Below are 25,843 nucleotides of genomic sequence, written 5' to 3'. Positions count from 1 at the left end.
GGATTGACATGCTTTTTTTCATTTTAGTAGTACTTGAATACTGCTCCTACCTAATGTCGAAATATAAAGGAATTTGTCAAAATATATCGAATTCACATGAAAGATTATTGATCAAATGGAGGAGTCATAAGGAATGAAGCCACAGAGAACAGCAAATGTAAAAGGATGGGTAAGAAAGCTATCATTTAAGTCGTTTAAAGCAAGAATGACAACCATGTTTCTTGTTATTGCGTTAGTACCGATGCTGTTTAGTATTATTTTTTCTTCTTACTATTTGAAGAGTGTCGTGACAGGTGAAGTTCACTCCAAGGAAGAGAGTGTCGTTAAAGCCAATGTAACAGCAATTGATTATTCCATCCAGCGGCACATAGCGATTTTGAAAGAAATGCAAAAGTTTGACGAGTTCAAGAGTGGTAATGAACAGGAAATTATGAAGACGCTTAAGAAATTTGAACTAGCCAACAAAGAAGTTGAACAGTATGTTTATGCAAATAAAGACGATACTGCGCTTACTTCAGCCGGTCAAAAGATTCCAATTGGCGAACGCGATTACGTTAAGCAAGCCAAGCAGACGAAGCTGCCTGTGAGTAGTGATTTGCTCGTCAGTAAAGCTTCGGGTAAAAATGTCATCATTGTATTTGTCCCGCTGCTTGATGATAAGCAAAACTATATTGGTGGATTATTCTGTCCACTAACAACGGATAATCTTACCGTCTACACAAAGACGATAAAAATAGGGGAGACAGGATACGGTTACTTAATGTCTCCTTCCGGAATGCTCTTAACCCATCCTGACGCAGGTAAAGTGGGCAAAAAAATGGAGGATGTATTTACGCCTTCGGAAGCAGCTAAGTTTAAAGATATTGTTTTGAAAGATGAGAAAGGAACGTTTCAATTTACTCGCGAGAATGGGGTCGCTGCAGAAATTAGCTTTGATACAATCCCGTCAACTGGTTGGCGCTTGATTACGAATTTAGTGAATGAGGAAGTATTTAGCTCGGTAAAAACAGCAAATCAAGTATCGATATGGCTGACTGTGATTACGACTATCGTAGTAGCAGCTTTCGCACTGATTGTCTCGACGAAAACAACGAAACCAGTTATTGCTATTACGGAAGCAGTGAAGAAGATGGCTGAGGGCGATTTAACTCCACGTCTTGCTATCAAGCGAAGTGACGAGCTCGGACAGCTTGCCGATAACATGAATCTTATGCTCGATTCTTTCTCAGACATTGTCGGAAAGGCTAGATACACCGCGGAACAGTTAGGCGCTTCGTCGGAGGAGCTTACGGCTTGCGCTGCGGAATCGGTCGACATTTCCACTACGATCGCCGAATCGATTCAAGAAGTGTTCAATGCGAGTAAAGGACAACTGCAAGGAGCGGAGCAGACATCTACCGCAATGGGGGAAATGGCTATTGGGGTACAACGGATTGCAGAATCTTCGTCGGTCGTGACAGAAGCATCACATGCTTCACTACAAGAAGTTCAGCAAGGACGCGTTGCGATCAATCAGGCTGTTGAACAAATGAAGTTCATTAATGAATCCGTCGGGAAATCTGCGGATGATATGAGAGCACTTGAATCGTACTCACAAAAAATCGGTGAAATTGTGTCGGTTATTACTGAAATTACAAGCCAAACCCAACTTCTCTCACTCAATGCTTCGATTGAGGCAGCACGCGCTGGCGAACAAGGACGCGGCTTTGCGGTGGTGGCGAACGAAGTCAAGAAGCTGGCGGAACAGTCGTCATCCTCTGCAGCAGATATTTCGAGTTTGATTCGGGAAGTGCAGTCTTCGACGTCAAGAGCTGTACAAGCAATGAATAAAGGTGTGCTGGACGTAGAGAAAGGTTCCGAGCTTATTGATGCAGCAGGGCAGGTCTTTAACCGTGTTACCTCGACGTTCCAAGAAATTTCCGACCAAATCCAGGAAGTATCGGCAGCATCTCAAGAAATGTCGGCTGGAACTGAGGAAGTAACGGCTTCCATGAGTGAAATTGTGCACATGACCAAAGCCTCTTATGACCACGGACAAGGCATTTCTGAAGGGTCGAAGAAGCAGCACGCGACCATGGAGGAAATATCTGCCTCAGCAGAAGATTTAAGCAATATGGCGCAAGAGCTGCAAGAATCGCTTGCTAGATTCAAAACTCGTTAATATTTTCAACATTTGATACAAGCATGCCAAATGGGATTTAGGAGGTCAACCAACGGGTTGGCCTTTTTGTTTTTGCCCAAAAATCCAGAAAAGAAAGGAAAAAGAGTTACAAAGTCTGTAAAACGAGAATAGACTAACGTATCAGTAGGCCATGCGGACAGGAGGCATGCTATGAATGACAGGACCTTATATCTATTCGATGGCATTAATAAAAGCTCTGTGAAAACCATTGTCGAGCAAATCATGAGAATTAATCAATATGATGATGACAAAGATAAGAAAGAAAAAGACTTCAAGCGTCTGCCCATCGACTTAATTATTAATAGTAATGGGGGTAGTGTCTATGATGGTTTAGGATTGATCAATGTGATTGATAACAGTAAGACGCCGGTGCATACATACGTGTATGGACTTGCTGCTAGCATGAGTTTACTAATCGCTGTTAGTGGTCATAAGAGGTACGCTGGCCGACTTAGTACATTCATGTATCATTCTGTATCTACACATATCGACGGTCATTTGGAACACTTGAAGAATCGTGTGGATGAAACGCAAAGGCTGCAAAACATTTATGATGACTACATCTTATCCAAAACGAAGCTGCATACAGACGAGCTGCATCGTGTTCAGGAGCATCAACGCAATTGGTATCTAAGTCCAGATGAGGCCTTATCATTTGGGATTATTGATGGAATTGTATAGGCATGGCGGAGAGGAGCCTGAGGGATTCTCTTTTTCTTTGTTTTTTCTTTGCTTTTGGTGTTTAATTGAGAGATAGAGAGAAGAGGAGCAGCCGTGCTGCCCCCTAATGAAAAGGAGATCCATACCGTGTATAAAATTGTATTTTTTGATATTGACGGCACATTAGTTAACGAAGAAAAACAAGTTCCTGCCAGTACGATCATTGCTATTCAACAATTAAAGCAGCAGGGGATCGAACCGGTTATTGCAACAGGACGAGCTCCCTACTTCATCAAGCCCTTGGCTGAGCAGCTTGGGATCGATTCCTATGTATGTTTGAACGGCGGCTATGCCGTTTATCGTGGTGAACCGCTCTACAGACGGATTATCGCAAAGAGCAGCATAGAAGCGCTGGTGAAATTGGCGGCTAAGCATAAGCATTCCCTCGTATTCGAAGGGGAGCACAACTTCTTCACGGATACTGATGACGACCATCCTTTTGTTGTAGGATCTATTTCTTCATTGAAGGTTGATTTGCCGGCGTATGACCCGGATTTCTGGAAAACCAACGATATTTATCAAATCTTCTTGCATATTGAAGACACGGATGAGCATTTGTACGAGGAATTACAATCGGAATTTAAGTTGATTCGCTGGCACCAGCATGCGATAGACGTATTACCAGCAGGTGGTTCGAAAGCTCAAGGGATTGCCGCGCTTTTAGAGCTTGTTGGATTGAAACCGGAAGATGCCGTGGCTTTCGGGGACGGGTTAAATGATATGGAGATGCTTTCGTATGTCGGATTTGGTATCGCGATGGGGAACTCCCACAAAGACTTACTACCTTATGCTGATCATGTAACGACACATGTGGATGAAGATGGCATTCGAAACGGACTTATTACAGCAGGATTGCTGTAGAAAAGAATCAATACATACAGGGTGAAGATAATGAGAATAGCTTTTTTTGATTCAGGGATAGGCGGTATTACGGTCTTACACGAAGCCATGAAGCAACTGCCTCATGAAGATTTTCTATATTTTGCGGATACCCTTCATGTTCCCTACGGGACGAAATCGAAGGACGAGGTTCTTGCTTTTGTCAAAAAATCCGTTGACATGATTATCAAAGAAGAGGTCAAAGCGCTCGTCATTGCTTGCAACACAGCAACTAGTATAGCCATTGCAGAATTACGAAAAACCTATGAGATCCCGATTATCGGCATGGAACCCGCGGTAAAACCAGCACTTGAAATGAATCGTTCATCTGGTAAAAGAGTGCTCGTTTTCGCTACGCCTTTAACGCTCAAGCAATCGAAATATAGAGAGTTAGTTTCTCGTATGGATGATATGGGTATGGTGGATTCGGTGCCGCTGCCGGAATTGGTTGAATTCTGTGAACAGTTAAATGTGGAGAGTCAACAAATCATTGATTATTTTCATGCCAAGCTGGAGCCCTTCGACCTGAAGATGTATGGGACTGTTGTTCTAGGATGCACACATTATCCCTTTTATAGGGGAGTTCTAAGAAAAATCCTGCCAAGTCATATCCAAATTGTTGATGGAAGCTCGGGTACTGTGAATCGGTTGATACAACTGCTTAGTGACCGAAACCAATTACTTGGCGAGGGACAGTCCAACATCAAATTCATGTGTTCCAGCAATGAGACAGCTTATATTCAGAAGATGGAAAAAGCCTTGGAAATCATTCAAGCTATTGCTGATTAAGGTTTGAGAACAAGTCAAAAAGGCATTGCCGTGCAGCCGTCGCTGCATGACAATGCCTTTTATTATGTTTAGTAGAAGGATTGCGTCAAGTTACGCTCTGATTTCAAGCAGCTCATAGCTAATGACACCCATTGGTGCATTAACACTAATCACATCGCCAACCGATTTACCCATGAGGGAAACGCCAAGTGGACTTTCGTAGGAAATTTTATTTTCATTCACATCGGCTTCCTGCGAACCGACGATTTTATACTCAATTTTCTCAGCAAATTCCACATCATTGAGAATAACGGTAGAGCCAACTTGAACTTTGGATGTGCCGATATTCTTTACAACTTTAGCCTTTTTCAGCATTCTTTCAATTGTCAATATTCTGGTTTCCATAAAAGACTGGTCATTTTTGGCGGAATGGTACTCACTGTTTTCCTTGAGATCACCATAGCTAATCGCTGTTTTAATACGGCTGGCTAGTTCTTTGCGTTTGACGGTTTTGAGATCTTCAAGCTCTAATTCTAAACTACGTAATCCTTCTGGAGTTAGAATAATTTCATCATTGGACATATTTTTTGCAGCTCCTCATTCATTCGATACTAGATATACTACTAAAGTAACTGAGGCAAGTAAAGTAAGTAAGACAAGGAGAACTGTCTAACTTGATCTCTTTTTCATAAGCTTGGCTGGATATAAGCAACTTTATGGCTATGACTGGCGTCTAATAAATGGTAAGTTTTACCTAATTTATTCAAGTCAGGATGTGATTGTTCCAGATGATTAAAATGAAGATCTTCGCTATCACGATCCTAGCTGCAGGACTAGGATTGGGCAGTTTGCCGCATCAGACGAAAGCTGAACCTATTTATGGAGGATCCTACGCGCCTGAAGGAATTAGATTCCCTGCCACGATTGAGCTTTTGGCGGAGACGCCCTATTATGCAGATCCTAATCAGCCCGATGATGCGCCGGAAGGTACTTTTGCCCCTCAGGAGGTAAATGTCCTCACTGTAGAAAGCTCATGGTCGACTGGTTTATCCACCTGGAAGATTGAAACGATGTTCGGGCCGCGGTGGATTAGGCCAAATCCATGGGAAGTTGACATGAAGCCACCAAATCGAATTACGCTTCTGGAAGAAACTCCGCTATATCGCAGTCAAAGCACCAAAGGCGGACCTGCAGCCTCATTATCCGCACAAGAGGTTGAGGTAGTTGCGGCCGAAAAACAATGGTTCTATACGAACAATCCCAGCAGTAAAGCTTGGATCAAGGTGCACACCACCTGGTTAGGTGATCTCTGGGCGCATATACCCGTCAATCAAATAGGTACTGTACATAGGGTGCAGCGAAAAGCGCATTATTATGGGCTACCATCCAATAGTGATCTTGGAACGGCTATGGGGATTGGCGAGCAGAAGCAAGATTGGTCAAACTCCAAGGCAGGCGATTACATGATCGCAAGGGAGTTCACAACGATCTATGATCGTGCATTCGAAGTTCAAACGGATCAAGGGACCACGTGGACACGCGAAAAGGGAGTCCCGATCCTTAGTACGAATGAAACCATAAATATCGTGCGAGAAAAGCCGCTAATTCATGATGTATGGGATGGACTGAAGAAGGAAGATGCCGTTCTAGCAGGTGAAAAGGTTACTGCTTTTGAGAAAATCGAAGAGCGATTATGGACGGGGAGAGGTCCTTATCCGATTTGGTACAACAGTACTTGGTACCATGTACGTTCATCCAAAGGCACAGGATGGATAAACAAAAATGTAGGCGAGCCTGAAGCAGCGATACCGGTTCATTGGAAAGTCTTAGTAAAGGATCCAAAGGAGCTGCAGCGCTATCCGGAAACTCCGTTCAGCTCATCGACACTACTGCTGCGTGATCAAACAGTGGAGGTTACCGAGGTTTGGAATTCACCCAATAGCGGCCCCATTTGGCTGAAAGCTCATGTGGATGGGCGGTCTGGATGGATTCCGTACTGGGATAGCTTGCAAGATACGATATGGGATGAAGATACACAAACGGTATCTCATATTTCAAAAACAAACACGAATAGTTTAGGAATTGCCCCTGCCGCGAAGGATGGATTACAGCTTTACAATGGTCAGCGGATTGGATATACGGAAAATAGTCAAACTTATTTGGATGTCATCCAGCTTGCCGAACATTTTCAATACAAAGTTGAAAAAGTACCGAATACGAATGCAATCTCATTGAGCAAGGGAGAATATTCCTTTGTGCTGCAGACTGATTTGGGCAATGCGTCGGTGAATTGGCACGGTACTAAGGATAAAAGTGTTCAATTGGCAGAGATACCGCGTCATTCCCGCGATAGTTGGTATCTTAATTTGAAAGACGTTCAAGCCCTTTTTGGATTAACTCAGGTATTTGCTGGGAAAGAATACAGTTTGTTTGAGAAGAATTATAACGTGAAGTCAGGAGAATTCCAGACCCGCGCGGAGAAGGGGCAGTTAGAATTGCAAGCATTTGTCTATGATTGGACCAGTCTGGAAGATTATAAGTCTGGGCAGCTGCCGCTTCAAATGGTCATTGAGGAGAACGGAGATCAAGGTGGAGTCGCACATGTTTCCAAAACGGAAGGGATCGTTAACAAGCCAGATGCTAGTGATTCGTCAGTTGCTTTGTTTAGCTTGAAAGCGTCTCGACCGCTGGCAGCCGGGACTCACCATGTGAATGTTGTTATACGTATCGGTGAAAGGATCATTTGGAAGAAGAGCGTTGAAATAGTAGCTAAGTAAACCTATCACATTATGAATAAACGAAAGAAGGGCTTCCTCCATCATTTTACAATGACCTTGGGATAGCCCTTCTTTTTGTCTTTTAATCATCCTATCATCAAAATCTCCCGAATCTCTTGCTCCGTCAAGGCGGACAATGCCTCTTGGCCCGGCTGAATCACTTCATCAATCAGGTTCTTCTTTTTCTGTTGGAGTTCATACATTTTATCTTCCACGGTACCTTGCGCAACAAGACGGATCACCTGCACGACCTTTTTCTGCCCGATACGATGTGCACGGTCTGCTGCTTGCTGTTCCACAGCAGGGTTCCACCATAGGTCGTAAAGGATAACGGTGTCGGCTCCGGTAAGGTTTAGTCCAGTACCGCCAGCTTTTAATGAGATGAGGAACAGGTCTCGCTCGCCTTCATTAAATTTGTTGCACAGCTCTACACGTTCAGCAGTTGGGGTTTTACCGTCTAAGTAGAAATACGGCACCCCTTGATAGCCTAAGTCACGCCCGATCATGCCCAGCATCGCTGTAAATTGCGAGAATATCAGCACCCGCTTGCCGGCGCTTCTGCATTCTTCGATAATCTGCATGAGCTGCTCAAATTTGGCCGAGCTTCCGGCATAATCTTCGACGAACAGAGAAGGGTGGCAGCACAGCTGGCGAAGTCGGGTCAAGCCTGCCAGAATTTTGATTCGATGTTTATTAAAGCTGTCTTTGTTCAGATGCTTCAGTGTTTCCTGTTGTAATTCGGCCAAATAGGCAACATACAGCTTCTTCTGCTCTGGCAGCAGCTCGGAAGCTTGCAGCGACTCGATCTTCTCCGGCAGTTCCTTCAGAACGTCGGTCTTCAACCTTCGCAGCAGAAACGGCCGTACCCGCTTGGCTACACTTTCACGTGATAAGTCATTGAATGCTCTTCTCCCGGAGAACAATTGAGGGAACACCGCGTCAAAGATGGACCATAGTTCCTCAAGCCTGTTCTCCACTGGAGTTCCAGTAAGGGCAAAACGGTATTGGGCCTGAATCGCCTTCACCGCCTGGGCCGTCTGCGTAGTGTGGTTCTTGAACACCTGCGCCTCATCCAAAATAAGTGTATGGAACGATTGCTCCGTGTACAGGTCGATATCCCTACGCAAAAGCGGATATGAGGTTATGAGGACATCCACTTGTGACGCATGTTTCAGAATCTTGCTGCGCTCTTCTCTGCTCCCATCGGCAATGGAGGCCCGAATCTCTGGCGCGAATTTCTTCAGCTCATTGAGCCAATTGTAGACGAGAGAAGCGGGAGCAACAATGATCGCCGGCAGCGCCTGTTTTCTGATCTCGGGCAGCACAGAGACAATAAAAGCGATACTTTGTATGGTCTTTCCAAGGCCCATATCGTCTGCCAAGATGCCGCCGAAACTATACTGGGCCAGCGTCTTCAGCCATTGGAATCCATACTTCTGGTAATCCCGAAGAACAGGTTCCAGACTGGCCGGCACAGTGAAATCCAGATTATCCGGATTCCGCATGTTTTCTAGTAACTGGCGGAATGTTCTACCCAGCTTAACGGTATTTCCTTGCCTCTCAGAGTCCATCAAGATGAGCCCGCGGACTAAGGGGAGGCGGATTTCTGCTGCCTTCACGTCCTCCTTGGTAATGCCCATTTCGTTCATGACGCGGACAATTTCCTGAAACTCCACGCTCTCGAGCGGCAATAAAGCTCCATCCGGCAGCCGGTGGTATTTGCGCTTCTCCCCAAGGGATTTCAACAGCTTGCGGATTTCCGATTCAGGAATACCTTCCATATCGAACTTGAATTCCAGCCAATCTGTACGTTCATCCACATCAACCTTGACCTTCGGGACATGTCCGGTTAGAAGTCTTGTTTTCACGGCAGACGTGGCATAAACAGTCACCAGCTTCTCCAATTGCGGAACGACGTGGTACAGAAATTCGTATTCCTCGTCTTCGCTATCCATGAAATATCCCCCCTCCGTCTTAGCGAAGGGACTTTGCTCCATAAGCTCTAGAATTCGTCGCTCCTGATCTCCGTCTCGCATTAGAATGCGGTCGGTTCCGCGCCTCTGTTCATTGCCTTCTAGTGGGTTAATGATAATATCGCCGTATTGAAACTCCAAGCCGGCAAGCAGTCGATCTTTCACTCGGTCCAAAAACAACTTAGCTTTTAACGGCGTTCGCATAATACGGTCAGAAATGGCCCCAGCGATATGGACACTGCCTAGCTTCATCAGGCCAGGAATCACTTTTTCCATAAAAGGTTCCATTTGTGCGGGCGGAATCTGAATTTGGTGCTTGCTGGAGTTTTCGAGCATTTGCTTTAGCTCCGAAAGGCGCTTGCACGGTTCAGCCTGGATGTGCAGCAGCTTTCCTTCAGAAAGGACAACCCCATACGATTCCATAACCGTAATCTTGTCCAGACCTTTGACATCCAATTGGAAGTCTTCGGCCTCTGTTTGGTCGAACTCAAAGTGGAGCGGGATGGGTTCATCGGATACACGTATTCCATCGAATGTGCGGTCATTCTGCTCAAGTTTTACGGACTTAGCCTCGGTAAGCGCGGGAAGAAAGGTTGTCCATGAGAAAGGAGGGATAAGAAGCATCCGATCACCACTCAAATGATTCGCACGAACGGAGTACGTAGTTGAAGTCTCAAGGTACATCTGCTCATTGCGATAAATTTCGATGAGCTGCCGAATGACCGCATCATCTTCTTTTTGAAAACTATGGAGCTTAGGGTCGTAGGTGAAATGCTTTGAAAATGCATAGGCTTCTCTCCGCTCAATATGATCAAGAAATTCTCTTAATCTTTGGACGATATACAGTCGTTTAGGACCGACCTTCATCTCAATCCCGAACATGAACTTCCGGTAGCCGTATTGGAATGGTTTGCAGGTAAACTCCAGTTCTAGTTCATCTCTTGTATCGAAAAGAGGTTGTGAACGGCTTGGACGCTGCGGTTTGTTCCCGAACAAATCCAGTATATGGCTCGTCAACCTACGATCTCCCTCTGAATGTCCAATAGGCCGGGCAATTGTACCGACGACTCGAGATACTTGCTGAATAGCATGAATATTCAGCAGCACGGCAGCGATATGTTCGCAGTATTTATCGTCCGGATCATACGCAGGACAGGTGCAATGGGCAATAACATCCCCGTTTGTATCATCTTCAACGGTTACTAGGTAGGTGCCGTTATATCCTTCGACCGTGGCTTCATAGAGTGGTGTTTCAGGATCTTCATTTAGGAAAGTCACTTGTCTTTCATGGTAGTAGGCTTCTCCTTTTTCATAAGAAAACCGGCCGCACAACAACCTAATGATCCCATCTGTCAGCTGAAAGCTCATTACCTTGATCCTTCCTTTTGAAAATATATATGTTCCAGAATTGTTATTGGTTGAATTCATTATAGCAAACATTCGTTCTCGTGAAAAACAAGCTCTAATCAAAGAGGACGCGTCCCCTACGATCCTAATTCTATTGATTTCTTCCCTATATTACCAAACGTTTTGATGCGTGTATATTAATAGATAGACAACGCTTTCGTATCCAACTATACTACTGAAAGAGGGATATTTCCTCGGTTTGTGTCGAAAATTATTTCACGTCTACGTTGTAATATTGAGTTTACATCAAAAAGAAAGTGTGAAACTTCATGAGAATCAACACCAAAGTCATTTATGTCACCTTTGCTATTGTTATTTTATTGCTTGTAACGAATAACACCTCTTATTATTGGTTCACGAAATCTCTCTTAACACAAGCGTTATCTGAACGCATGGAATCGACTGCGAGTCAAATTCGCACATCCATTGAGCAATCAGAAGAAGGTTCATTTTTTGTAGAAGATTTGATTGGCGAGAATCTTCGTTCAGTCGCGCTTTTCGCCAAGAGTCAGCTAGATCCGGATATTAATAAAGTTACGAATGAACAATTAATTGAGCTTGCCAAGCAAGCGGGTGTTGATGGTTTCTCGCTGATGAAGCGAAATGGTGATGATATTATGATAGCTAAGTCATCCGAGCCCAAGGAGCTTCAGATTACAAGTACCAAATCATTCGGGTATTGGTTTACGGCTTTTAGCCAGCTTCTGGATAACCATCAAGTTACGATTGCTGAGGGGCAAAAGCTGCCTAATTTCTGGTCGGGCATCTATGAAGTTCCGGCTTCAGGTTCGAGCAATGTTAGTAAGTTTGGGTACTTTTATGATGGAAGCACGAATTATTTAATATGTGTGTTTGTCAATGCGGATAAAATTCAGAAGTTCAAGCAAATCGTAGGCGCGGATACAATCGTGAAGAAAACGCTTGCTTCGAATCCAGATATCATGGAAATATCGGGACTGAACGGGACAACTTTTGGTACAAAGCCGATTGAGTATAAAGACAGTAATGGGGTTCCATTCATATCGGTCTATGACCGCCCGGTGTTATTTGGTACATATAACATAACGAGTACGAAAGATTTGGATAATTACAAGGAGTCTATACTGGAAAATAAACCAGTTAGCGTTGTAGAGAATTGGAATGGGAAGCCCATTCTGAAAACGTTCATGTATGTTCCTGTTAAGAAGAAATTGACCGAAGTTCAAAGGGAAGTTCCTTATGTGATTACCATCGTCTCGGATTATCAAACGATTCAACGCACTTTAAACAAGCAGCTCGTTCAGCTTACACTTCTCATTGTTTTATTTACGATTTTTAGCTGTGTATTATTATATTTGGTTTTTCGGTTTATTACGAAAAGCCGAGAAACAGCCGTTCAGTCCACACAAGAAATGTACATTCAAAACGTGGATCTCATGTTTGCTACGATACGCAGTCAACGGCATGACTTTCTAAACCATGTACAAACCATGTATGCTCTGCTGTCTAAAGGGAAAAAAGAAGACCAAATGAAATACATGAAGGAATTAATAGAAGAAATCAACGAAGTGAACGATATTATTCGAATCGGACATCCGGCTATTGCAGCTCTTATCCAAGCAAAGATTGCGCTTGCTATGAGAACCAAAATCGATTTCAATTACCATTTTACCGGCCTAGAAGGCTTGTCATTAGGTGTGAAATCCGTTGATATCGTGAAGATTATTGGGAACTTGATTGATAATGCATTTGATGAGGTCAATAAATTCCCACCAGACGAACGTGAAGTCATGGTTAACGGATGGTCGGAGTCAAACCATTTAACCATATCCGTAACCAACCCGGTTGATCCCGAATTCCAACTTGATGATTATAACAAAATGTTCACGATTGGTTACAGCACCAAAGGTGGAGGTGAGCACCAGGGGCTTGGTCTATCGGTTGTGAAGGAACGAATCGAGTATTACAAAGGAACCATCGAAGTGACAGTTGCAGACGGCTGCATCTGTTTCCAAATATCGGTTCCGATGCAATAATCATCGTATCCAAGCTTCTTTTAATAACTGAATCCCGCGCTCCATATTCTTCATAGTTATTCCACCAAAGCCCAAGTAAATCTTGGGCTTTTTGTTATTGGCTATTAGCTCTGCCTGTTGAGCGCTGTATACACGAACCCCTTTTGCAAGGGCTAGGTCTTTTAACTTTTTCGCTGAACATGTACGATTGACCGTCAATTCAATGTGCAGTCTTGCTCCCCCGCCTTCTACTTGAACAAGAGAGCCTAGATGAGTGTGGATAAGCTGTAGCATTTTCTCATGCTTTTTCCGATACGTATTACGCATACGCCTGATATGACGGTACCAATGTCCACGTTCCATGAACAGAGCCATGGCGAGTTGATCCATACGTGAGGGGCTCGAGAGCGTGCGTTCCATAGTTTGAAGTTTAGGCAAAAGTTGATGAGGCAGCACCATATAATTCATACGTAATGCAGGTGTGAAAGCTTTGGAAAATGTTCCGATATAAATGACCACACCATGCTGATCAAGGCCTTGAAGCGAAGGAATGGTTTTGCCAGCATGACGAAATTCCCCATCATAATCATCTTCAATAATATGGCTTTGATTGTGATATGCCCAGTGAATCAGCTCCTGCCTAATCGCATAGGATAAAGAGTTTCCTGATGGCCGGTGGGAAGGAGTAACGTATACCGCGTCTATATTTGTGGGAATGATCTCAGCAATGGAAAGTTCATTTTCACTTAGCGGAAAAGGGACAACCATATATCCGTTCTGTGAAAATATATCACCGACCTGAGCTATGGCATTCTTTTCAAAAGTGACTCGTGCCGATTGCCCGATTAGTTTCGAGAGGAGATGCAGGCTGTTAGACAATCCCGTTCCAACAACGATTTGTTCCGGGGAGCAGGATACACCTCTGGATTGCTTTAAATAATGGGTAATTTGGAGTCGCAGTGCATATTCGCCATTGTTATCGCCATATTGGTGAATGCGGCCGCTGTTGTAGGAATAGGATTCGTTTAAACAAGCCCTCCACGCTTGAAGCGGGAAAGACTCGCTGTCGATTTCTAATAGACTAAAATCAATAGGAGCTTCGTGTGAAGATTGCAGAGCATTCACGTTGGGAATTTGTGTGTCTTTCGTTAGATTGAACGCATGTTGATTTGGGATCGGTGGATGCAAGAAAGGAGCGACCACATAAAGACCTGAACGAGGTTTACTAATCACATATCCTTCTTCAATAAGCATTTGATAGGCAGTTTCAATTGTATTTTTACTGAAATGTATCTGTTGCCTCAGCGTGCGAATGGAAGGTAATTTCGTTCCGTCTGGGACGTCACCGCGCTGGATAAGACCTCGGATATGTCGATATAACTGTATATACAGCGGGCCTTGTTCATCACTTGTAAGCAAAATATCGAACATGGAAGACCTCGAATCTGACCCCTGAATTTGATAGGAAACTGAGCCTAATGTCAGGGTCAATTATAGTATAGACTCTAGGATAAGCAATGATCAATATCGTCAGAGGTGAGGCATAATGACAGAATCGATTGAGATGAAGTTAAACCAACTAGGTATCGTGCTACCTGAGAACAGTGGCCCTGCTGCAAACTATGTTAATTATGTTGTAACTGGTCAATTGTTGTTTATTTCTGGAAAAGGGCCATCTGGGAAGCCAAGAGGGAAGCTTGGGTTGGATTACAGAACAGAAGAAGGCTACCAACTAGCACGTAAGGCAGGCTTTGAAGTGCTAGCTGCAGCCAAACTTGCACTTGGCAGCTTGGATAGGATTACACAAGTCGTTAAGGTTCAAGGTTTCGTCAATGCAGATCCTAATTACGTCGAACATCATTTGGTTTTAAATGGGTTCTCTGACCTTATGCAGGAGGTATTCGGTGAGAAGGGGGCTCATGCTCGATCGGTTCTGGGAGCTAATTCTTTACGAGATAATCTTCCTCTTGTCGTGGATACTATATTTGAGATTACAGAAGTAATTTAGGGCACAGAAAAACAAAAAAATGAGGTGGCGAGGTTACTTGCCTTCTCATTTTTTTGTTTTTCTGTCAATGAAAACCACTCGGCCACTGGTTAGTGGAACGTAAATGCGTTATTTTGGGAAATCCGCGCTTGAAATCTAATAGGAGGAACGTAGAAGCGCTATTTGATCAATAGGAACGATTTGGAGGCAAAAATCGCGAAATAGCGCATCGTCGTTCCACTTCCTCCTGATTTCGGGTGTATTTCGTCCAAATAGCGAATCGACGTTCCCTCAGCAAAAGCTGGTTACCGATTTTTGGGACAGTTTATTTTCTTTTTCAATAAAATCGTTATATGTAGTTTTCAAATACTTATGAATGGGGTAAGGATAACTAACGAGTGAAATGAATCGTGATATGTAAATTAATCGCAAAGGGGGAGCATTGATGAAGACGTCAAAGTGCCGCTACAAGGAAGAGTTTAAGAAAAGTTTCATTCATTTATTTCCTCTGTTTCTGCTGTTTGCATTCATTTCTCCTGAGAAAAGTATGATGTCGATGGAAGAATTTCAACCAGGTCCGGCATATGTGGCAGGAATGGTCATGCAAGTTAAAACCAATGATACAGAAACGGTTTTATTGGTCTCCGTTCCTGACAACTTGGAAGTTCCGAGCAATTTGCAGTATCACTCTGAATTATGGGATGAGAATAATCCGATTCATTTGAGCCATCCTGTTATTTCTCCGAGAACTCAGGGGAAAGAAGTCGAGATCCTTTTCCAATCGACGATGAAAAAGGAATTGAACGACTTCTTAGGTGTTCCTGCTGTTGGCGAGATCGTGCAGAGCTTAGCTGAGCCTGACGCTCAAGGAGCTTATCATGCGCAATTTCTACTCAATGCCAATGGGGATTACATTGTTGCAACTCATTAAAACAAAGCGCTATGACTTAAGATTTGAGGAAGTATATAAGTCCAAAAAGGGATGATTAGACTCAAAGCCAGAAGTAACCATCGGAAAACGGTCTCGCTCACTGAACCCGTGTCAATAGCTATCCATTTAGGGAGTAAACGAATCTTGAAGGGAATAGGCCAGAAGAGCTGAACCCCTCTATCATTGAATAAATCGATAAACGAGTGTGACGCGTAAGAGAGGATGAATACCCAGAAATATAAAGGTGATAAGGGCATTGCAATTACGACTAAGAGAAGTAGGAAAAGCAGGGAATGGGTGACGGTTCTATGCTTTACCTTCAGCAGCCGCAGCAGAGCAGATAAAGGAAAAAGAACCTTCGCCATTGTAGAACCTGGTTTATCGACATCCGCTAGCGTGCCAGCCAAACAACCAAGTAGAAGAGCCCCAGCGGCATCCCATGTGAAGAAACTAATATCTTGATACGTGAGAACGATTTCCGCGGAAATGAATCCGGCAATACTGTGTGTTTTTTGTAACATCTTAAGCTCCTACCCATACGTGATTTTGCGATAACTGTATACTATTCGCATGCGATTCCTAAATTGAGGGGAAGCCGAAAAAAATAAATATTCCGTGTCGTATTCTACCTATAAGATTGTCTGAATCCACCTTCATATTGCGTCATAAGATGCTCTACAATAGGACATATTGATGCTTACTTTATGAATAGGGTATACGACATTTTTGATAAAAGTAGGAGGATTTTTGAATGACGACACTCAAGATTTCTAACTTAACATGTGAATACCGCGTCAACCCGATTGGATTGGATACGACCCAGCCGCGCTTTACTTGGCAACTAGATTCGGACAGCAAACATACCATCCAATCAGCTTATCACATCCAGGTTAGTATGGTTGAAAATTCTTTCGAACCGAGTCATTTGGTTTGGGATTCCGGTCACATACAATCGGAACAATCTGTGCTTGTTGTTTATGAGGGTCAAGAGTTGCTGCCCCGAAATCGTTACTTTTATCGTGTCCAAGTTTGGGATCAGTCTGGTTTGCAATCGATTTGGAGCGAAATTGCTTTCTGGGAAATGGGGCAGCTAAGCTCAGCTGATTGGACAGCAAAGTGGATTACACCTGATGCAGCTTCCATTGATCCTGACGCAGAAGAAGCTTTCTATTTGAGGAAGACATTCACAGCACGTAAGGGAATTCGTAAAGCGACTATTTACGCAACGAGTCTAGGCATTTATGAGCTTGAACTCAACGGATCTCGTGTCGGAGATTGGGAGTTCACACCCGGCTGGACCAGCTACCGACACCGACTGCAGGTTCAGACGTATGAGGTAACGAGCCTGCTGCAGCAAGGTGAAAACCATACCATTGGCGCAGTGCTGGCAAACGGCTGGTACAAAGGTAATTTGGCTTGGAAGAATCAACGAAATATTTTTGGGGATGTTAGAGCTCTTTACCTCCAATTACATATCGAATACATAGACGGAACTTCGGAAATAACCGTTAGTGATGATTCCTGGCATGCTTCATTAGGACCGGTTCGGATGTCTGAGCTGTACCATGGAGAAACCTACGATGCTAACTTGGAGCTTAGCGGCTGGAGCATGCCCACGTATCAGGACGATAATTGGTGCCCAGTAACGGTTCTTGATCATTCCAAAGACATTCTAGTCATGCAAGAGAATGAGCCATCACGCATTACCCAGCATTTGAAGCCGATAACCGTTATTGAAACACCTTCTGGTGAAACCGTTCTTGATTTTGGGCAAAATATGGTCGGAAAAGTGCACATGCGATTGGAGCTGCCTGTTGGAACTCGTCTTCAGCTGCTGCATGCAGAGGTGCTGGATCAAGAAGGGAACTTCTATATTGGGAACTTACGCCATGCGAAGCAGACGGTTACTTATATATGCAAAGGTGGCGGGGAGGAACAATATGAACCCCATTTCTCATTCCAAGGCTTTCGATATGTCCAAGTGGTTGGCTGGCCCAATGATGTAGCATTCGATGCAGAGTGCTTCACGGGATATGTCATTCATACGGACATGGCAGCTAGCGGCACTTTTGAATGTTCCCATCCTTTGTTGAATAAACTTCAGGAAAATATTGTGTGGGGACAAAGAGGTAACTTCCTGGATGTACCGACCGATTGCCCGCAGCGTGATGAACGATTGGGTTGGACAGGAGATGCGCAAGTATTTATTCGCACGGCAGCATTTAATTATGATGTGGCTTTGTTTTTCACCAAATGGCTGCGCGACTTAAAAGCGGATCAGCATGAGAATGGCGGTGTTCCATTCGTCATTCCCGACGTACTTGGTCCGAATGACCACTCTTCCTCTGCATGGGGCGATGCAGCAGTCATATGCCCGTGGACGTTATATCAGGTATATAGCGATAAACGCATTCTGGAGCAGCAGTATGACAGCATGAAAGCGTGGATTACTTACATGCGAAGCCAAGGAGAGAATGAGTATCTGTGGAATACTGGCTTTCATTTTGGGGATTGGCTTGGGCTTGATGCCAAAGAAGGCAGCTATGTAGGAGCGACCCCTAGAGACTTAATCGCGACATGCTTCTATGCCTATTCGACTTCACTTTTCGTGAAAGCTGCGGAAGTGCTGGAACGCAGCGAGGATGTGGCTAAGTACAGTGAGCTTTATGAGCGCATTGTTGAAACTTTCACACAAGAATTCCTTACACCAAGCGGGCGTCTGGCCGCGCATACACAGACAGCACACGTGCTCCCGCTGATGTTTGGACTCGTGAAAGGAAGTACGCGTGATCGATTAGCAAAGACGTTAGCCGAATATGTAGCGGAGCAGAAGAATCACCTGACGACCGGTTTCGTAGGTACGCCATATTTGTGCCATGTTCTTTCCGAGAATGGCTATCATGATCTGGCTGTTAAGTTGGTTCAACAAGAAGATTATCCATCATGGCTGTATTCGATTCACAAAGGAGCAACTACGATATGGGAGCACTGGGATGGCATCAAGCCGGATGGATCATTTTGGAGCGATAATATGAACTCCTATAACCATTATGCATATGGGTCCATTGGGGATTGGCTGTACCGCGTAGTGGCAGGTCTCGATTCCGATGATCAGCAGCCTGGATACAAACGGATTCATTTCCGTCCGCGACCAGATTCCGGCCTTGAATACGCGAAAGCATCGCTCCATTCCAGCTACGGAGAGATACGCAGTGAATGGAAGAAAGAGGCCGATGGCAGGGTCGTTTATGAGTTCCAACTACCTCCGAATACGACAGGACTAGCAACCTTGCGAGGGGCGTCATTAGCAATAGCTACAGTTAATGGTCAAGCAGCTCAGACAGCATCAGGGGTCCTATCAGCAGTGGAAAGTGATGGAGAGCTGCGATTAGAACTTGGATCGGGGATATACTCCATTATTTGTTGAGAAATGAGGATATTAGATGGGGCTGTTCCAAAAGGGTTATAGACCTTGAGGGGTATCAACCTTGAAGATGGTTACACATATCCATGAGGACTTCCGCCAGTAGGGGGAGGTCCTTTTTAGTGTCAGAGTTGTTCTTAACGGAACGACAAGCCGCTAAAGTGGATGAAAGGAGCTGGAAATTGAATTAGCGGAACCAGATACGTTCCCTTTGGTCTAAGCCTACCATTGGTAGCATGGATGCATATATCCATGTTACATTTTCATCCATGATGGTGGCCGGAAGGGAATGTTAGTTTGGGACAGCCCTTCTTCTTTTTGATTAGGAGGATATGAGTTATAATAGAGATATAGTTGAATTAAGAAGGGGTACCCACAATGGCAGTCTTCAATGCAATGGAAACGATAGTGATGAATTTGTTTGATGAGTTTCAAAAAAACTATGAAATGAAATGCGATTGCACTACATGCAAAGAAGACGTGCTTGCTTTGGTTTTAAATAAAATCCCTCCGCGATATACCTCTAGTGAAAAGGGGCAGTTATTTGTAAAAGGTTTATATATCAATCCACAGCTGCAGTCCGATGTCATGCGAGAATTAATGGAAGCGGCGACTATTGTGGAACATCATCAACATCATCGAGAAGAATCCCAAACATAAGAGAACTTAAAAAGACTGGTCTCTTCACTACGAAGAGGCCAGTCTTTCTTTTTTTCATCATTATCTATGGCCGCCGGTTAACTTCATAAATATGCTTGAATTGATTAAATTTATCTACCGCTTGCGCCCTTGATTTCACGCCTAATTTGTCATAAATTTTGCGTATATAATTATCTACGGTTCGCTTACTCATATGCACTTCCTCGGCCATTTGCTCATTGGTTAGGCCTTGGACAATCATGGTCATCATATGTACTTCATCGTCGTCCAAAGAATCAGTCTGATGCAAGTTACCGCTGTCCACTCTCATTTTATGGAAAACAGGAACGGGTATTACCGTGAAATTCTCTAACAAAAGGGTAACTAAGCTTTTAATAAGCGTACCGCTAGACTCCTTAGATATAACAGCACTAACCTCAAGTCCGATCAAATAATTGTAAAGATGGGATAATTCTATGCCCGAAAAAATGACAAGGTGGATGGCGGGATATTTCGCTTTAATGATTTTGGCAATCTCATCGCCGTATTGATCCGGAAGATTATAATCCAAAAAAACAATATTCGGTACATGCAAATCTACGAGTTCCAAGCATCGTTTGCCAGTACCAGCTATCCCTATAATCTGTATGCCTTCGATTTGCTGCAGTGTATTCGATGTCGCTTCCGCCATTAAGGGATGATCATCAACGATCAGAATCTTCGATTTCTTAATCATATGATACTTCCTTCCTGATTTGGTAAGGGGATCCGAATGGTGAATTCAACGCCGCTGTTTATCTCTTTCCTTAATTTTACCAAATTTCACAAAAAGATTGCAAATTAGATTTTATTTATCTGATTTTGCGTCGTTTTTTCGTTATGCGCAAAAAAAAATGCGCATTTATGGAAAAAAATGTGGATTTGCGAAAGAAAATATTGCGCTGTTATCAATGGCATTTCTATATATGATAAGTATAGGTAATCTTCCAAAATTAAGTAAATAAGGAGGGGATTCATATTGAAAAACGAGCAATTTGATTGCATGTTTGATTCTGTGTTAACGGATGTTGTGAAGCAAACGTACTGCAACTTAACCTTGCCCTCCGCTGAACAAATGCAGCTTTCGATGAAGAAAATGATGGATATCATTGAAGCCAAAGATGGTTGGAATTCAACGAATGAAAGATAGGAATAACTACAATTCGATTAGCGATGATTCGCTTGTATATATAACATACAACAGTCTATTTTCTCTGAGGAGAAATAGGCTGTTTTTTTAATTGACTAAGTCCGTTATACTATTTGTAAACGCTAACATGGAATGAGGGGGATGAATGAAGACTCGTTTGTTAGCTCTAGGCATGACTGTATCTCTGATGCTTACCGCTTGTCAAACCCAGACAGTAACGGTCGTTCCCAAACAGCAGCTCCAGGAGCAGACGCTTTCGTGGATACATCACTTTGATGAGGAAGGTGCACGGAAATGGTTGGAGGCGGGGACACAGCAATTTACTAAACAACATCCTTCTTATGTGTTTACGCTGACGGGAGTGGATGGTGGCAATTATATGAGCTTGCTTCGCACGCGTGTGATTTCGAATAACATGCCTGATATCTATATGCTGGATAATATGGAAGCAGCTCAGGATTTAATTCATAAAGGATATGCGATGGACTTAACGGGTCAACCCTTTTTGTCGCAAATCGACGAGAGGTTCCTGAATGGTGTGAAGACAGCTGATGGCAAAATATGGGCGCTTCCGATAGACGTGAATGGAGCGGGTGTCATTTACAATAAAGAAGCCTTCACCCAAGCAGGCATTCAAAGTCCGCCAACTACATGGCCGCAATTCTTAGCTGCATGTGAGGCGCTCCAGAAGGCAGGAATTATTCCTATTGCAGCAGGCTACAAGGATAGTTGGACCCTGACTTGGGACATAGCAGCGGATCTTTTGGCTAATCAGTACGCTGCCGGCCACAACTGGATTGCTGAGATTGAAGCAGGTCGAACTTCGTTCGCTGAGGATCAAATTCACTTCAAAGACATTTTGAAACGATATGGAGAACGCTTGCGTTATGTGAACATCAAGCCGTTCGAAACCGATTGGAACCAAGCCCAAGGGCTCCTTGCTGAGGGGAAAGCCGGCATGATTATTAATGGCACGTGGACGGTAGACGGTGTTAAATCCAAGAATCCTGCGAGTAATCTAGGACTGTTCGCTTTCCCTTATTCGAATAATCCCCAAGATGCCAAGTTTGGACTAAAATCAACAGGAGGGATTGTGATCAATCCCAAATCACCTCATAAGGAAGCGGCGCTTCAAACACTAGAACTGTTTGCTTCGAAGGAAATGGGGACCATTTTTCAGACGAAAAAGAAGGCTTTGTCTGTGATTAAAGGCTTGCCGAATGACTTTGATCCCACGTATGTGGAGCTGGATGAAAATTATATCCAAACAGGCCAAACGTATGACTGGTCGAGTTTGCCAACAGATTTTGTGAATCAGGATCTGCAAAAAGTGTTTGTAAATGCACTCACGAAGTTCGTTATAGATCGAAGCCATAATGTGGAGATCTGTATTCAAGAGTTGGATCAAGCATTCGATCGGATTCGCAAACCATCCAAATGACAGCAAGGAGATCTGCGTATGACAGCCACCCCGTGGAACTTAAATCGGGTCAAGGACTTTCGCATCCGAACGAAAATATTTCTATCTAATATGATTATTATTTTGTTCATTTCATCGGCGATTGGTGGAGTTGCCATCTATGCCTCTACGAAATTCATTGAATCGAATACAAGAGACCTCTCGATGCAGGTCATTCATCAAGTTTCCGACAATATTGAAATTAGAGCGAAGGAAGCATTCACTTCCTCCGTTTACGTTCTGAGTGACAGTAATATTCGGCAAATTGCTGCTGAACAAGGTGAACAAGTTACAGTTGACAACTATCCGGCGTTCCGCAGCCGTATGGAGTTCTTGCTAGCTCAGTACGGGAATGGGAATCCCTATATGAATGCCATTATGATTCAAACTCATAAGGGACAGGTGTACTGGTGGGAAAATAAAAAAGGTATGGATCGTACACTAAATCATGAAGATGTAACCGTGATGACGAACGATGCTTCTGATTATTTGAAAAAACATGAGCAAAGCATCAGCTGGTCGCCTTCTCTGAGAAAACAAAAAGAAGTGTTTCTTATCAGAGACTTCATTGATCTGAGTCAAATAGATCGTAGTCTAGGCACGATTGTAATCAGTATCGATTCGGATTATTTCTTGTCCCTGGGGAGTAATAGCTCTATCATTAAGCAAAATAATGTTGCGATTCTTAATCCCTTGAACGAACTGCTCGCTGGTGGCGGAACCCCTCAAATGGACAATCTCATCTCAAGGAGCTTGAGTTATACGCTTAAGGAGAATGATAACTCTATGGCAATTGTCGATAATGCTGCGGGAGGGAGTCATTTATTCGTCCAAGAACGAACATCTACGCTGGGCTGGCGGGTGCTTTGTTTTATTCCGATGTCTGAGCTTCTGTCCAGTACACGCGTGTTAGTTTTTGTGATCGCTCTTGTTTCACTGCTTGCCGTTCTGATATCTACCGGAATTGCCGTATTACTTTCCAATTCTACGACGCGAAACATCAAAATCTTGGAGCAAACGATGCGCCGAGTCGAAGATGGCAATTTAGATGTTCGAATTATTCCGCTGGGGCGAGATGAGATTGGGAGTTTGTCTATACGTTTCAATTTTATGCTGTCTCGGATTAACGATCTAATAAACACGGTATATAAAGAGCAAATTGCCAAACAACAGGCTGAATTTACCGTCCTCATGAGTCAGATTAATCCTCATTTCCTTTATAACACGTTAGGTACTGTGAAATGGTACGCTCGCATGAACCATCAAGCCGAGATTGAGCGAATGGTCACATCCGTTATTGAATTATTGAAATCCTCGGTACGACGTGTTGGCGAATTTCACAGCTTGGAGCAAGAGATTAACCAATTAAAAAACTATATTTATATTCAAAAAATTGGTTATGGCGATGCCTTTCATATGGACTATGAAGTGGATGAACGGTTGATGGAAAGCGAGGTGCCTTATTTCATTCTTCAGCCGCTAGTCGAAAATGCGATACTTCACGGCATCGAAATGTCCAAGGGGAGTGGACAAATTGTACTTTATGCACGCATAGAAGAAAAGCAGCTCCTACTCATTGTTGAAGATAACGGAATAGGGATGGAAGCTGAACAAGCGCTTAATCTATTGAACGAAGCAACACGTAAAGAATCGGTTCCAGGAGTGACGAGTATCGGCATTCACAATGTGAATGAACGCATTCAGCTGTATTATGGGGAGAAATATGGCCTTAGCTACGAAAGTGCACCCGGATTAGGTACGAAAGCTATTGTTCGAATTCCGCATAGAAGGCATCGTCAAAGGAGGAATGAGCATGTTGAACGCCATGATCGTTGAAGATAATGCGATTTATCGGTATGCGATTAAAACGATCATTCGTTGGGAAGATTACGGTTTCCAAATAGTGTGCGAAGCACTCAATGGCGTGCATGCACTTGATCTTCTGCAGCATCAGCAGGTTGATCTCATTGTGACGGACATTTCGATGCCTGAAATGAACGGCATTGATCTTATCCAGCAGGTAAAGCAAAAGGATGCTTCCATCAAAATTGTGGCACTCAGCTCCTTTGATGACTTCCGATTCGTGAAGGAAGCCCTCAAGCTCGGGGCAGAGGATTATTTGTTAAAACATGACCTCGAACCTGACGCATTACAACAGCTATTAGAACAAATGAGCAGCAAAATTATGGAAGATCATAGGCGAAGAAAACAAGCTAGTATTCGTGATGCCAGCTTTCAAGAGGTGCGCTGCCTGTTGGGGCGCAAGCTTCTCTTAGGCGAGTTGAAGCGAGCAGAGGACATCGAAGATCAAGCGAGCGCCGTTCATTTCCCAATTCATGGAGGTCCTACGGCAGTCGTTGTGATCGATGCTAGCTTTAAAGTCCTTGAGGATGGTTCTAAGGAAGAACAGTCAGCGTACACAAACATGGTTATACCGACTTCAGAGCGGAGAACTGCGGTCATTATCTATTTTCCGCATGAGAAGAGTGAACACAAATGTATGGAGGAGACTCTCCGGCAAGCATCGCAGCTATACACCCGGATGAAAAAGGTAGGCTCTTTAACAATGGGAATTAGCTCGATCGGCTACGGATTGAAGGATTGGGCAGTGCTATATAAACAAGCTGAAACAGCCTTAGATCAATATGTTTATGAAGGAACGGGGCAACTCTACGCCTATACGTCACTTCAGATAAATGACAAGGTTGAAAAGCTGGCTGGAATCTCGATTCAGCCTCTGGTTGCAGCGATGAAAAGTGGTCTATTCACTGATGTTGAAACGCAATCTGAGCTTTTGTTTCAAAGCCTCATTCAAAGGAAGCCGCCTATATCAGAGCTACGCAACCTGCTGGCAGAGGTAATGATGCAGCTGAAAACATTGGCTATGGAGAGGAACAGGTTCTCAGATCAGTTTGAACATGATTATAAACAGGTTAGCCAGGCGATAGAAGCCCTTCAGCCTCTACAGCAAGTGAAGCCGTTATTTCTAAATTTGAATAAGCAAATCGCTGGGAATAAGGCTGAGCACACGATGATGAGGAAGGAAATCCAAGGAGCAATCGCCTATATGGAAGAGCACTATGCCGAAGACATTACGGTAGCCAGACTGGCAGATGTTCTCCATTTGAGCGCGAATTACCTTTCCAATCTATTTAAAAGCGAGACGGGGATGCGGATCGTTGAATATATGAATCGATGTCGGATACAGAAGGCGAAACAGCTGCTTCAAGACCCTGCATGGAAAGTATATGAAGTCGCTGAGAAAACGGGATTTCAAGAAACTTCCTACTTTTGCAAAGTATTTAAAGAGCTTGAAGGGAAAACGGTTAAGGAATTTAGGCGCAATGGTTAATTGTTCAAGCTGAATGATTATAAATTCTGTGAATTATATAAGAAATCAGTGTTATATAGAATGCAAGGGGCTGCGAATTTGGATAAAATTCGCAGCTTTTTTTGTTTTACGTGGGGCTATATCTTCGTAGTTTTGTTATATAACTTGATGTTTCTTTCAATG

Annotated in this window: 19 protein-coding genes; 14 read left to right on the top strand and 5 right to left on the bottom strand. The window is 43.7% G+C overall.

Annotated elements, in window-relative coordinates; genetic code table 11:
• Positions 1–133: 133 nt before the first annotated feature.
• The 4 genes from AC58UU_RS04245 (at position 134) to murI (ending at position 4,570) form a co-directional block, all read left to right on the top strand.
• A complete protein-coding gene (locus tag AC58UU_RS04245; protein WP_497313306.1) occupies positions 134–2,161 on the top strand; it encodes a methyl-accepting chemotaxis protein in 2,028 nt (675 codons plus the stop codon).
• A 171-nt stretch (positions 2,162–2,332) separates the two neighbouring features.
• Entirely contained in the window at positions 2,333–2,863 is a 531-nt protein-coding gene (locus AC58UU_RS04240; protein ID WP_497313304.1) for an ATP-dependent Clp protease proteolytic subunit, read from the top strand.
• A gap of 117 nt (positions 2,864–2,980) precedes the next feature.
• Positions 2,981–3,763: a Cof-type HAD-IIB family hydrolase gene (locus AC58UU_RS04235; protein WP_497313980.1), complete on the top strand. Its 783-nt coding sequence runs from the start codon at positions 2,981–2,983 to the stop codon at positions 3,761–3,763.
• 30 nt (positions 3,764–3,793) lie between these two features.
• Positions 3,794–4,570: a glutamate racemase gene (gene murI / locus AC58UU_RS04230; protein WP_497313302.1), complete on the top strand. Its 777-nt coding sequence runs from the start codon at positions 3,794–3,796 to the stop codon at positions 4,568–4,570.
• 90 nt (positions 4,571–4,660) lie between these two features.
• Here murI and greA read toward each other — a convergent pair whose 3' ends face one another.
• A complete protein-coding gene (gene greA / locus AC58UU_RS04225; RefSeq protein ID WP_307554649.1) occupies positions 4,661–5,131 on the bottom strand; it encodes a transcription elongation factor GreA in 471 nt (156 codons plus the stop codon).
• Between the two features lie 206 nt (positions 5,132–5,337).
• On the opposite strand from greA, the gene AC58UU_RS04220 reads away from it, so the two are divergent.
• The gene (locus AC58UU_RS04220; protein ID WP_497313300.1) at positions 5,338–7,326 is read left to right on the top strand and encodes a hypothetical protein; all 1,989 of its coding nucleotides are present in this window, start codon (positions 5,338–5,340) and stop codon (positions 7,324–7,326) included.
• 86 nt (positions 7,327–7,412) lie between these two features.
• On the opposite strand, the gene AC58UU_RS04215 is transcribed toward AC58UU_RS04220, so the two are convergent.
• Positions 7,413–10,667 carry a DEAD/DEAH box helicase gene (locus tag AC58UU_RS04215; protein WP_497313298.1) on the bottom strand — a complete coding sequence of 1,085 codons (3,255 nt, stop codon included), beginning with the start codon at positions 10,665–10,667 and terminating at the stop codon, positions 7,413–7,415.
• Between the two features lie 308 nt (positions 10,668–10,975).
• Between AC58UU_RS04215 and AC58UU_RS04210 the strand changes: the two genes are divergently transcribed.
• Complete coding sequence (locus AC58UU_RS04210; protein ID WP_497313296.1) at positions 10,976–12,721, top strand: sensor histidine kinase; 1,746 nt, start codon at positions 10,976–10,978, stop codon at positions 12,719–12,721.
• Here AC58UU_RS04210 and pdxR read toward each other — a convergent pair whose 3' ends face one another.
• The gene (gene pdxR / locus AC58UU_RS04205) at positions 12,722–14,131 is read right to left on the bottom strand and encodes a MocR-like pyridoxine biosynthesis transcription factor PdxR (RefSeq protein WP_497313294.1); all 1,410 of its coding nucleotides are present in this window, start codon (positions 14,129–14,131) and stop codon (positions 12,722–12,724) included.
• A gap of 115 nt (positions 14,132–14,246) precedes the next feature.
• On the opposite strand from pdxR, the gene AC58UU_RS04200 reads away from it, so the two are divergent.
• Both AC58UU_RS04200 and AC58UU_RS04195 read left to right on the top strand, forming a co-directional pair.
• On the top strand, positions 14,247–14,708 hold the full coding sequence (locus AC58UU_RS04200) for a RidA family protein (RefSeq protein WP_497313292.1): 462 nt from the start codon (positions 14,247–14,249) through the stop codon (positions 14,706–14,708).
• Positions 14,709–15,132: 424 nt separating this feature from the next.
• A complete protein-coding gene (locus AC58UU_RS04195; protein WP_497313291.1) occupies positions 15,133–15,618 on the top strand; it encodes a hypothetical protein in 486 nt (161 codons plus the stop codon).
• On the opposite strand, the gene AC58UU_RS04190 is transcribed toward AC58UU_RS04195, so the two are convergent.
• The gene (locus AC58UU_RS04190) at positions 15,615–16,139 is read right to left on the bottom strand and encodes a metal-dependent hydrolase (RefSeq protein WP_497313289.1); all 525 of its coding nucleotides are present in this window, start codon (positions 16,137–16,139) and stop codon (positions 15,615–15,617) included. The genes AC58UU_RS04195 and AC58UU_RS04190 overlap by 4 nt on opposite strands.
• 230 nt (positions 16,140–16,369) lie before the next feature.
• On the opposite strand from AC58UU_RS04190, the gene AC58UU_RS04185 reads away from it, so the two are divergent.
• Positions 16,370–19,045, top strand: a complete 2,676-nt coding sequence (locus AC58UU_RS04185) for a family 78 glycoside hydrolase catalytic domain (protein WP_497313287.1) — start codon at positions 16,370–16,372, stop codon at positions 19,043–19,045.
• A gap of 375 nt (positions 19,046–19,420) precedes the next feature.
• On the top strand, positions 19,421–19,702 hold the full coding sequence (locus AC58UU_RS04180) for a late competence development ComFB family protein (RefSeq protein ID WP_497313286.1): 282 nt from the start codon (positions 19,421–19,423) through the stop codon (positions 19,700–19,702).
• 64 nt (positions 19,703–19,766) lie between these two features.
• Here AC58UU_RS04180 and AC58UU_RS04175 read toward each other — a convergent pair whose 3' ends face one another.
• A complete protein-coding gene (locus AC58UU_RS04175; RefSeq protein ID WP_497313284.1) occupies positions 19,767–20,417 on the bottom strand; it encodes a response regulator transcription factor in 651 nt (216 codons plus the stop codon).
• Between the two features lie 282 nt (positions 20,418–20,699).
• On the opposite strand from AC58UU_RS04175, the gene AC58UU_RS04170 reads away from it, so the two are divergent.
• The 4 genes from AC58UU_RS04170 to AC58UU_RS04155 all read left to right on the top strand — a co-directional run bounded on the left by AC58UU_RS04170 (position 20,700) and on the right by AC58UU_RS04155 (position 25,681).
• Positions 20,700–20,870 (top strand): hypothetical protein, encoded by a 171-nt coding sequence (locus AC58UU_RS04170; protein ID WP_171692162.1) that lies wholly within the window; start codon positions 20,700–20,702, stop codon positions 20,868–20,870.
• 145 nt (positions 20,871–21,015) lie between these two features.
• Positions 21,016–22,311, top strand: a complete 1,296-nt coding sequence (locus AC58UU_RS04165; RefSeq protein WP_497313282.1) for an ABC transporter substrate-binding protein — start codon at positions 21,016–21,018, stop codon at positions 22,309–22,311.
• Between the two features lie 18 nt (positions 22,312–22,329).
• Positions 22,330–24,165, top strand: coding sequence for a sensor histidine kinase (locus tag AC58UU_RS04160; RefSeq protein ID WP_497313280.1), 1,836 nt, complete (start codon positions 22,330–22,332; stop codon positions 24,163–24,165).
• Complete coding sequence (locus AC58UU_RS04155) at positions 24,143–25,681, top strand: response regulator (RefSeq protein WP_497313278.1); 1,539 nt, start codon at positions 24,143–24,145, stop codon at positions 25,679–25,681. The genes AC58UU_RS04160 and AC58UU_RS04155 overlap by 23 nt, the downstream gene beginning before the upstream one ends.
• The last annotated feature ends 162 nt before the right edge of the window (positions 25,682–25,843 follow it).

It is taken from the genome of Paenibacillus sp. JT22N1 (assembly GCF_059692155.1).
This window is presented reverse-complemented; position numbering and strand designations above follow the sequence as displayed.

Coding starts and splice junctions, on each gene's coding strand:
- AC58UU_RS04245 (WP_497313306.1), top strand. CDS start 134: ATGAAGCCACAGAGAACAGCAAATGTAAAAGGATGGGTAAGAAAGCTA.
- AC58UU_RS04155 (WP_497313278.1), top strand. CDS start 24,143: ATGTTGAACGCCATGATCGTTGAAGATAATGCGATTTATCGGTATGCG.
- greA (WP_307554649.1), bottom strand. CDS start 5,131: ATGTCCAATGATGAAATTATTCTAACTCCAGAAGGATTACGTAGTTTA.
- AC58UU_RS04160 (WP_497313280.1), top strand. CDS start 22,330: ATGACAGCCACCCCGTGGAACTTAAATCGGGTCAAGGACTTTCGCATC.
- AC58UU_RS04240 (WP_497313304.1), top strand. CDS start 2,333: ATGAATGACAGGACCTTATATCTATTCGATGGCATTAATAAAAGCTCT.
- murI (WP_497313302.1), top strand. CDS start 3,794: ATGAGAATAGCTTTTTTTGATTCAGGGATAGGCGGTATTACGGTCTTA.
- AC58UU_RS04215 (WP_497313298.1), bottom strand. CDS start 10,667: ATGAGCTTTCAGCTGACAGATGGGATCATTAGGTTGTTGTGCGGCCGG.
- AC58UU_RS04175 (WP_497313284.1), bottom strand. CDS start 20,417: ATGATTAAGAAATCGAAGATTCTGATCGTTGATGATCATCCCTTAATG.
- AC58UU_RS04190 (WP_497313289.1), bottom strand. CDS start 16,139: ATGTTACAAAAAACACACAGTATTGCCGGATTCATTTCCGCGGAAATC.
- AC58UU_RS04195 (WP_497313291.1), top strand. CDS start 15,133: ATGAAGACGTCAAAGTGCCGCTACAAGGAAGAGTTTAAGAAAAGTTTC.
- AC58UU_RS04220 (WP_497313300.1), top strand. CDS start 5,338: ATGATTAAAATGAAGATCTTCGCTATCACGATCCTAGCTGCAGGACTA.
- AC58UU_RS04165 (WP_497313282.1), top strand. CDS start 21,016: ATGAAGACTCGTTTGTTAGCTCTAGGCATGACTGTATCTCTGATGCTT.
- AC58UU_RS04200 (WP_497313292.1), top strand. CDS start 14,247: ATGACAGAATCGATTGAGATGAAGTTAAACCAACTAGGTATCGTGCTA.
- AC58UU_RS04210 (WP_497313296.1), top strand. CDS start 10,976: ATGAGAATCAACACCAAAGTCATTTATGTCACCTTTGCTATTGTTATT.
- pdxR (WP_497313294.1), bottom strand. CDS start 14,131: ATGTTCGATATTTTGCTTACAAGTGATGAACAAGGCCCGCTGTATATA.
- AC58UU_RS04180 (WP_497313286.1), top strand. CDS start 19,421: ATGGCAGTCTTCAATGCAATGGAAACGATAGTGATGAATTTGTTTGAT.
- AC58UU_RS04185 (WP_497313287.1), top strand. CDS start 16,370: ATGACGACACTCAAGATTTCTAACTTAACATGTGAATACCGCGTCAAC.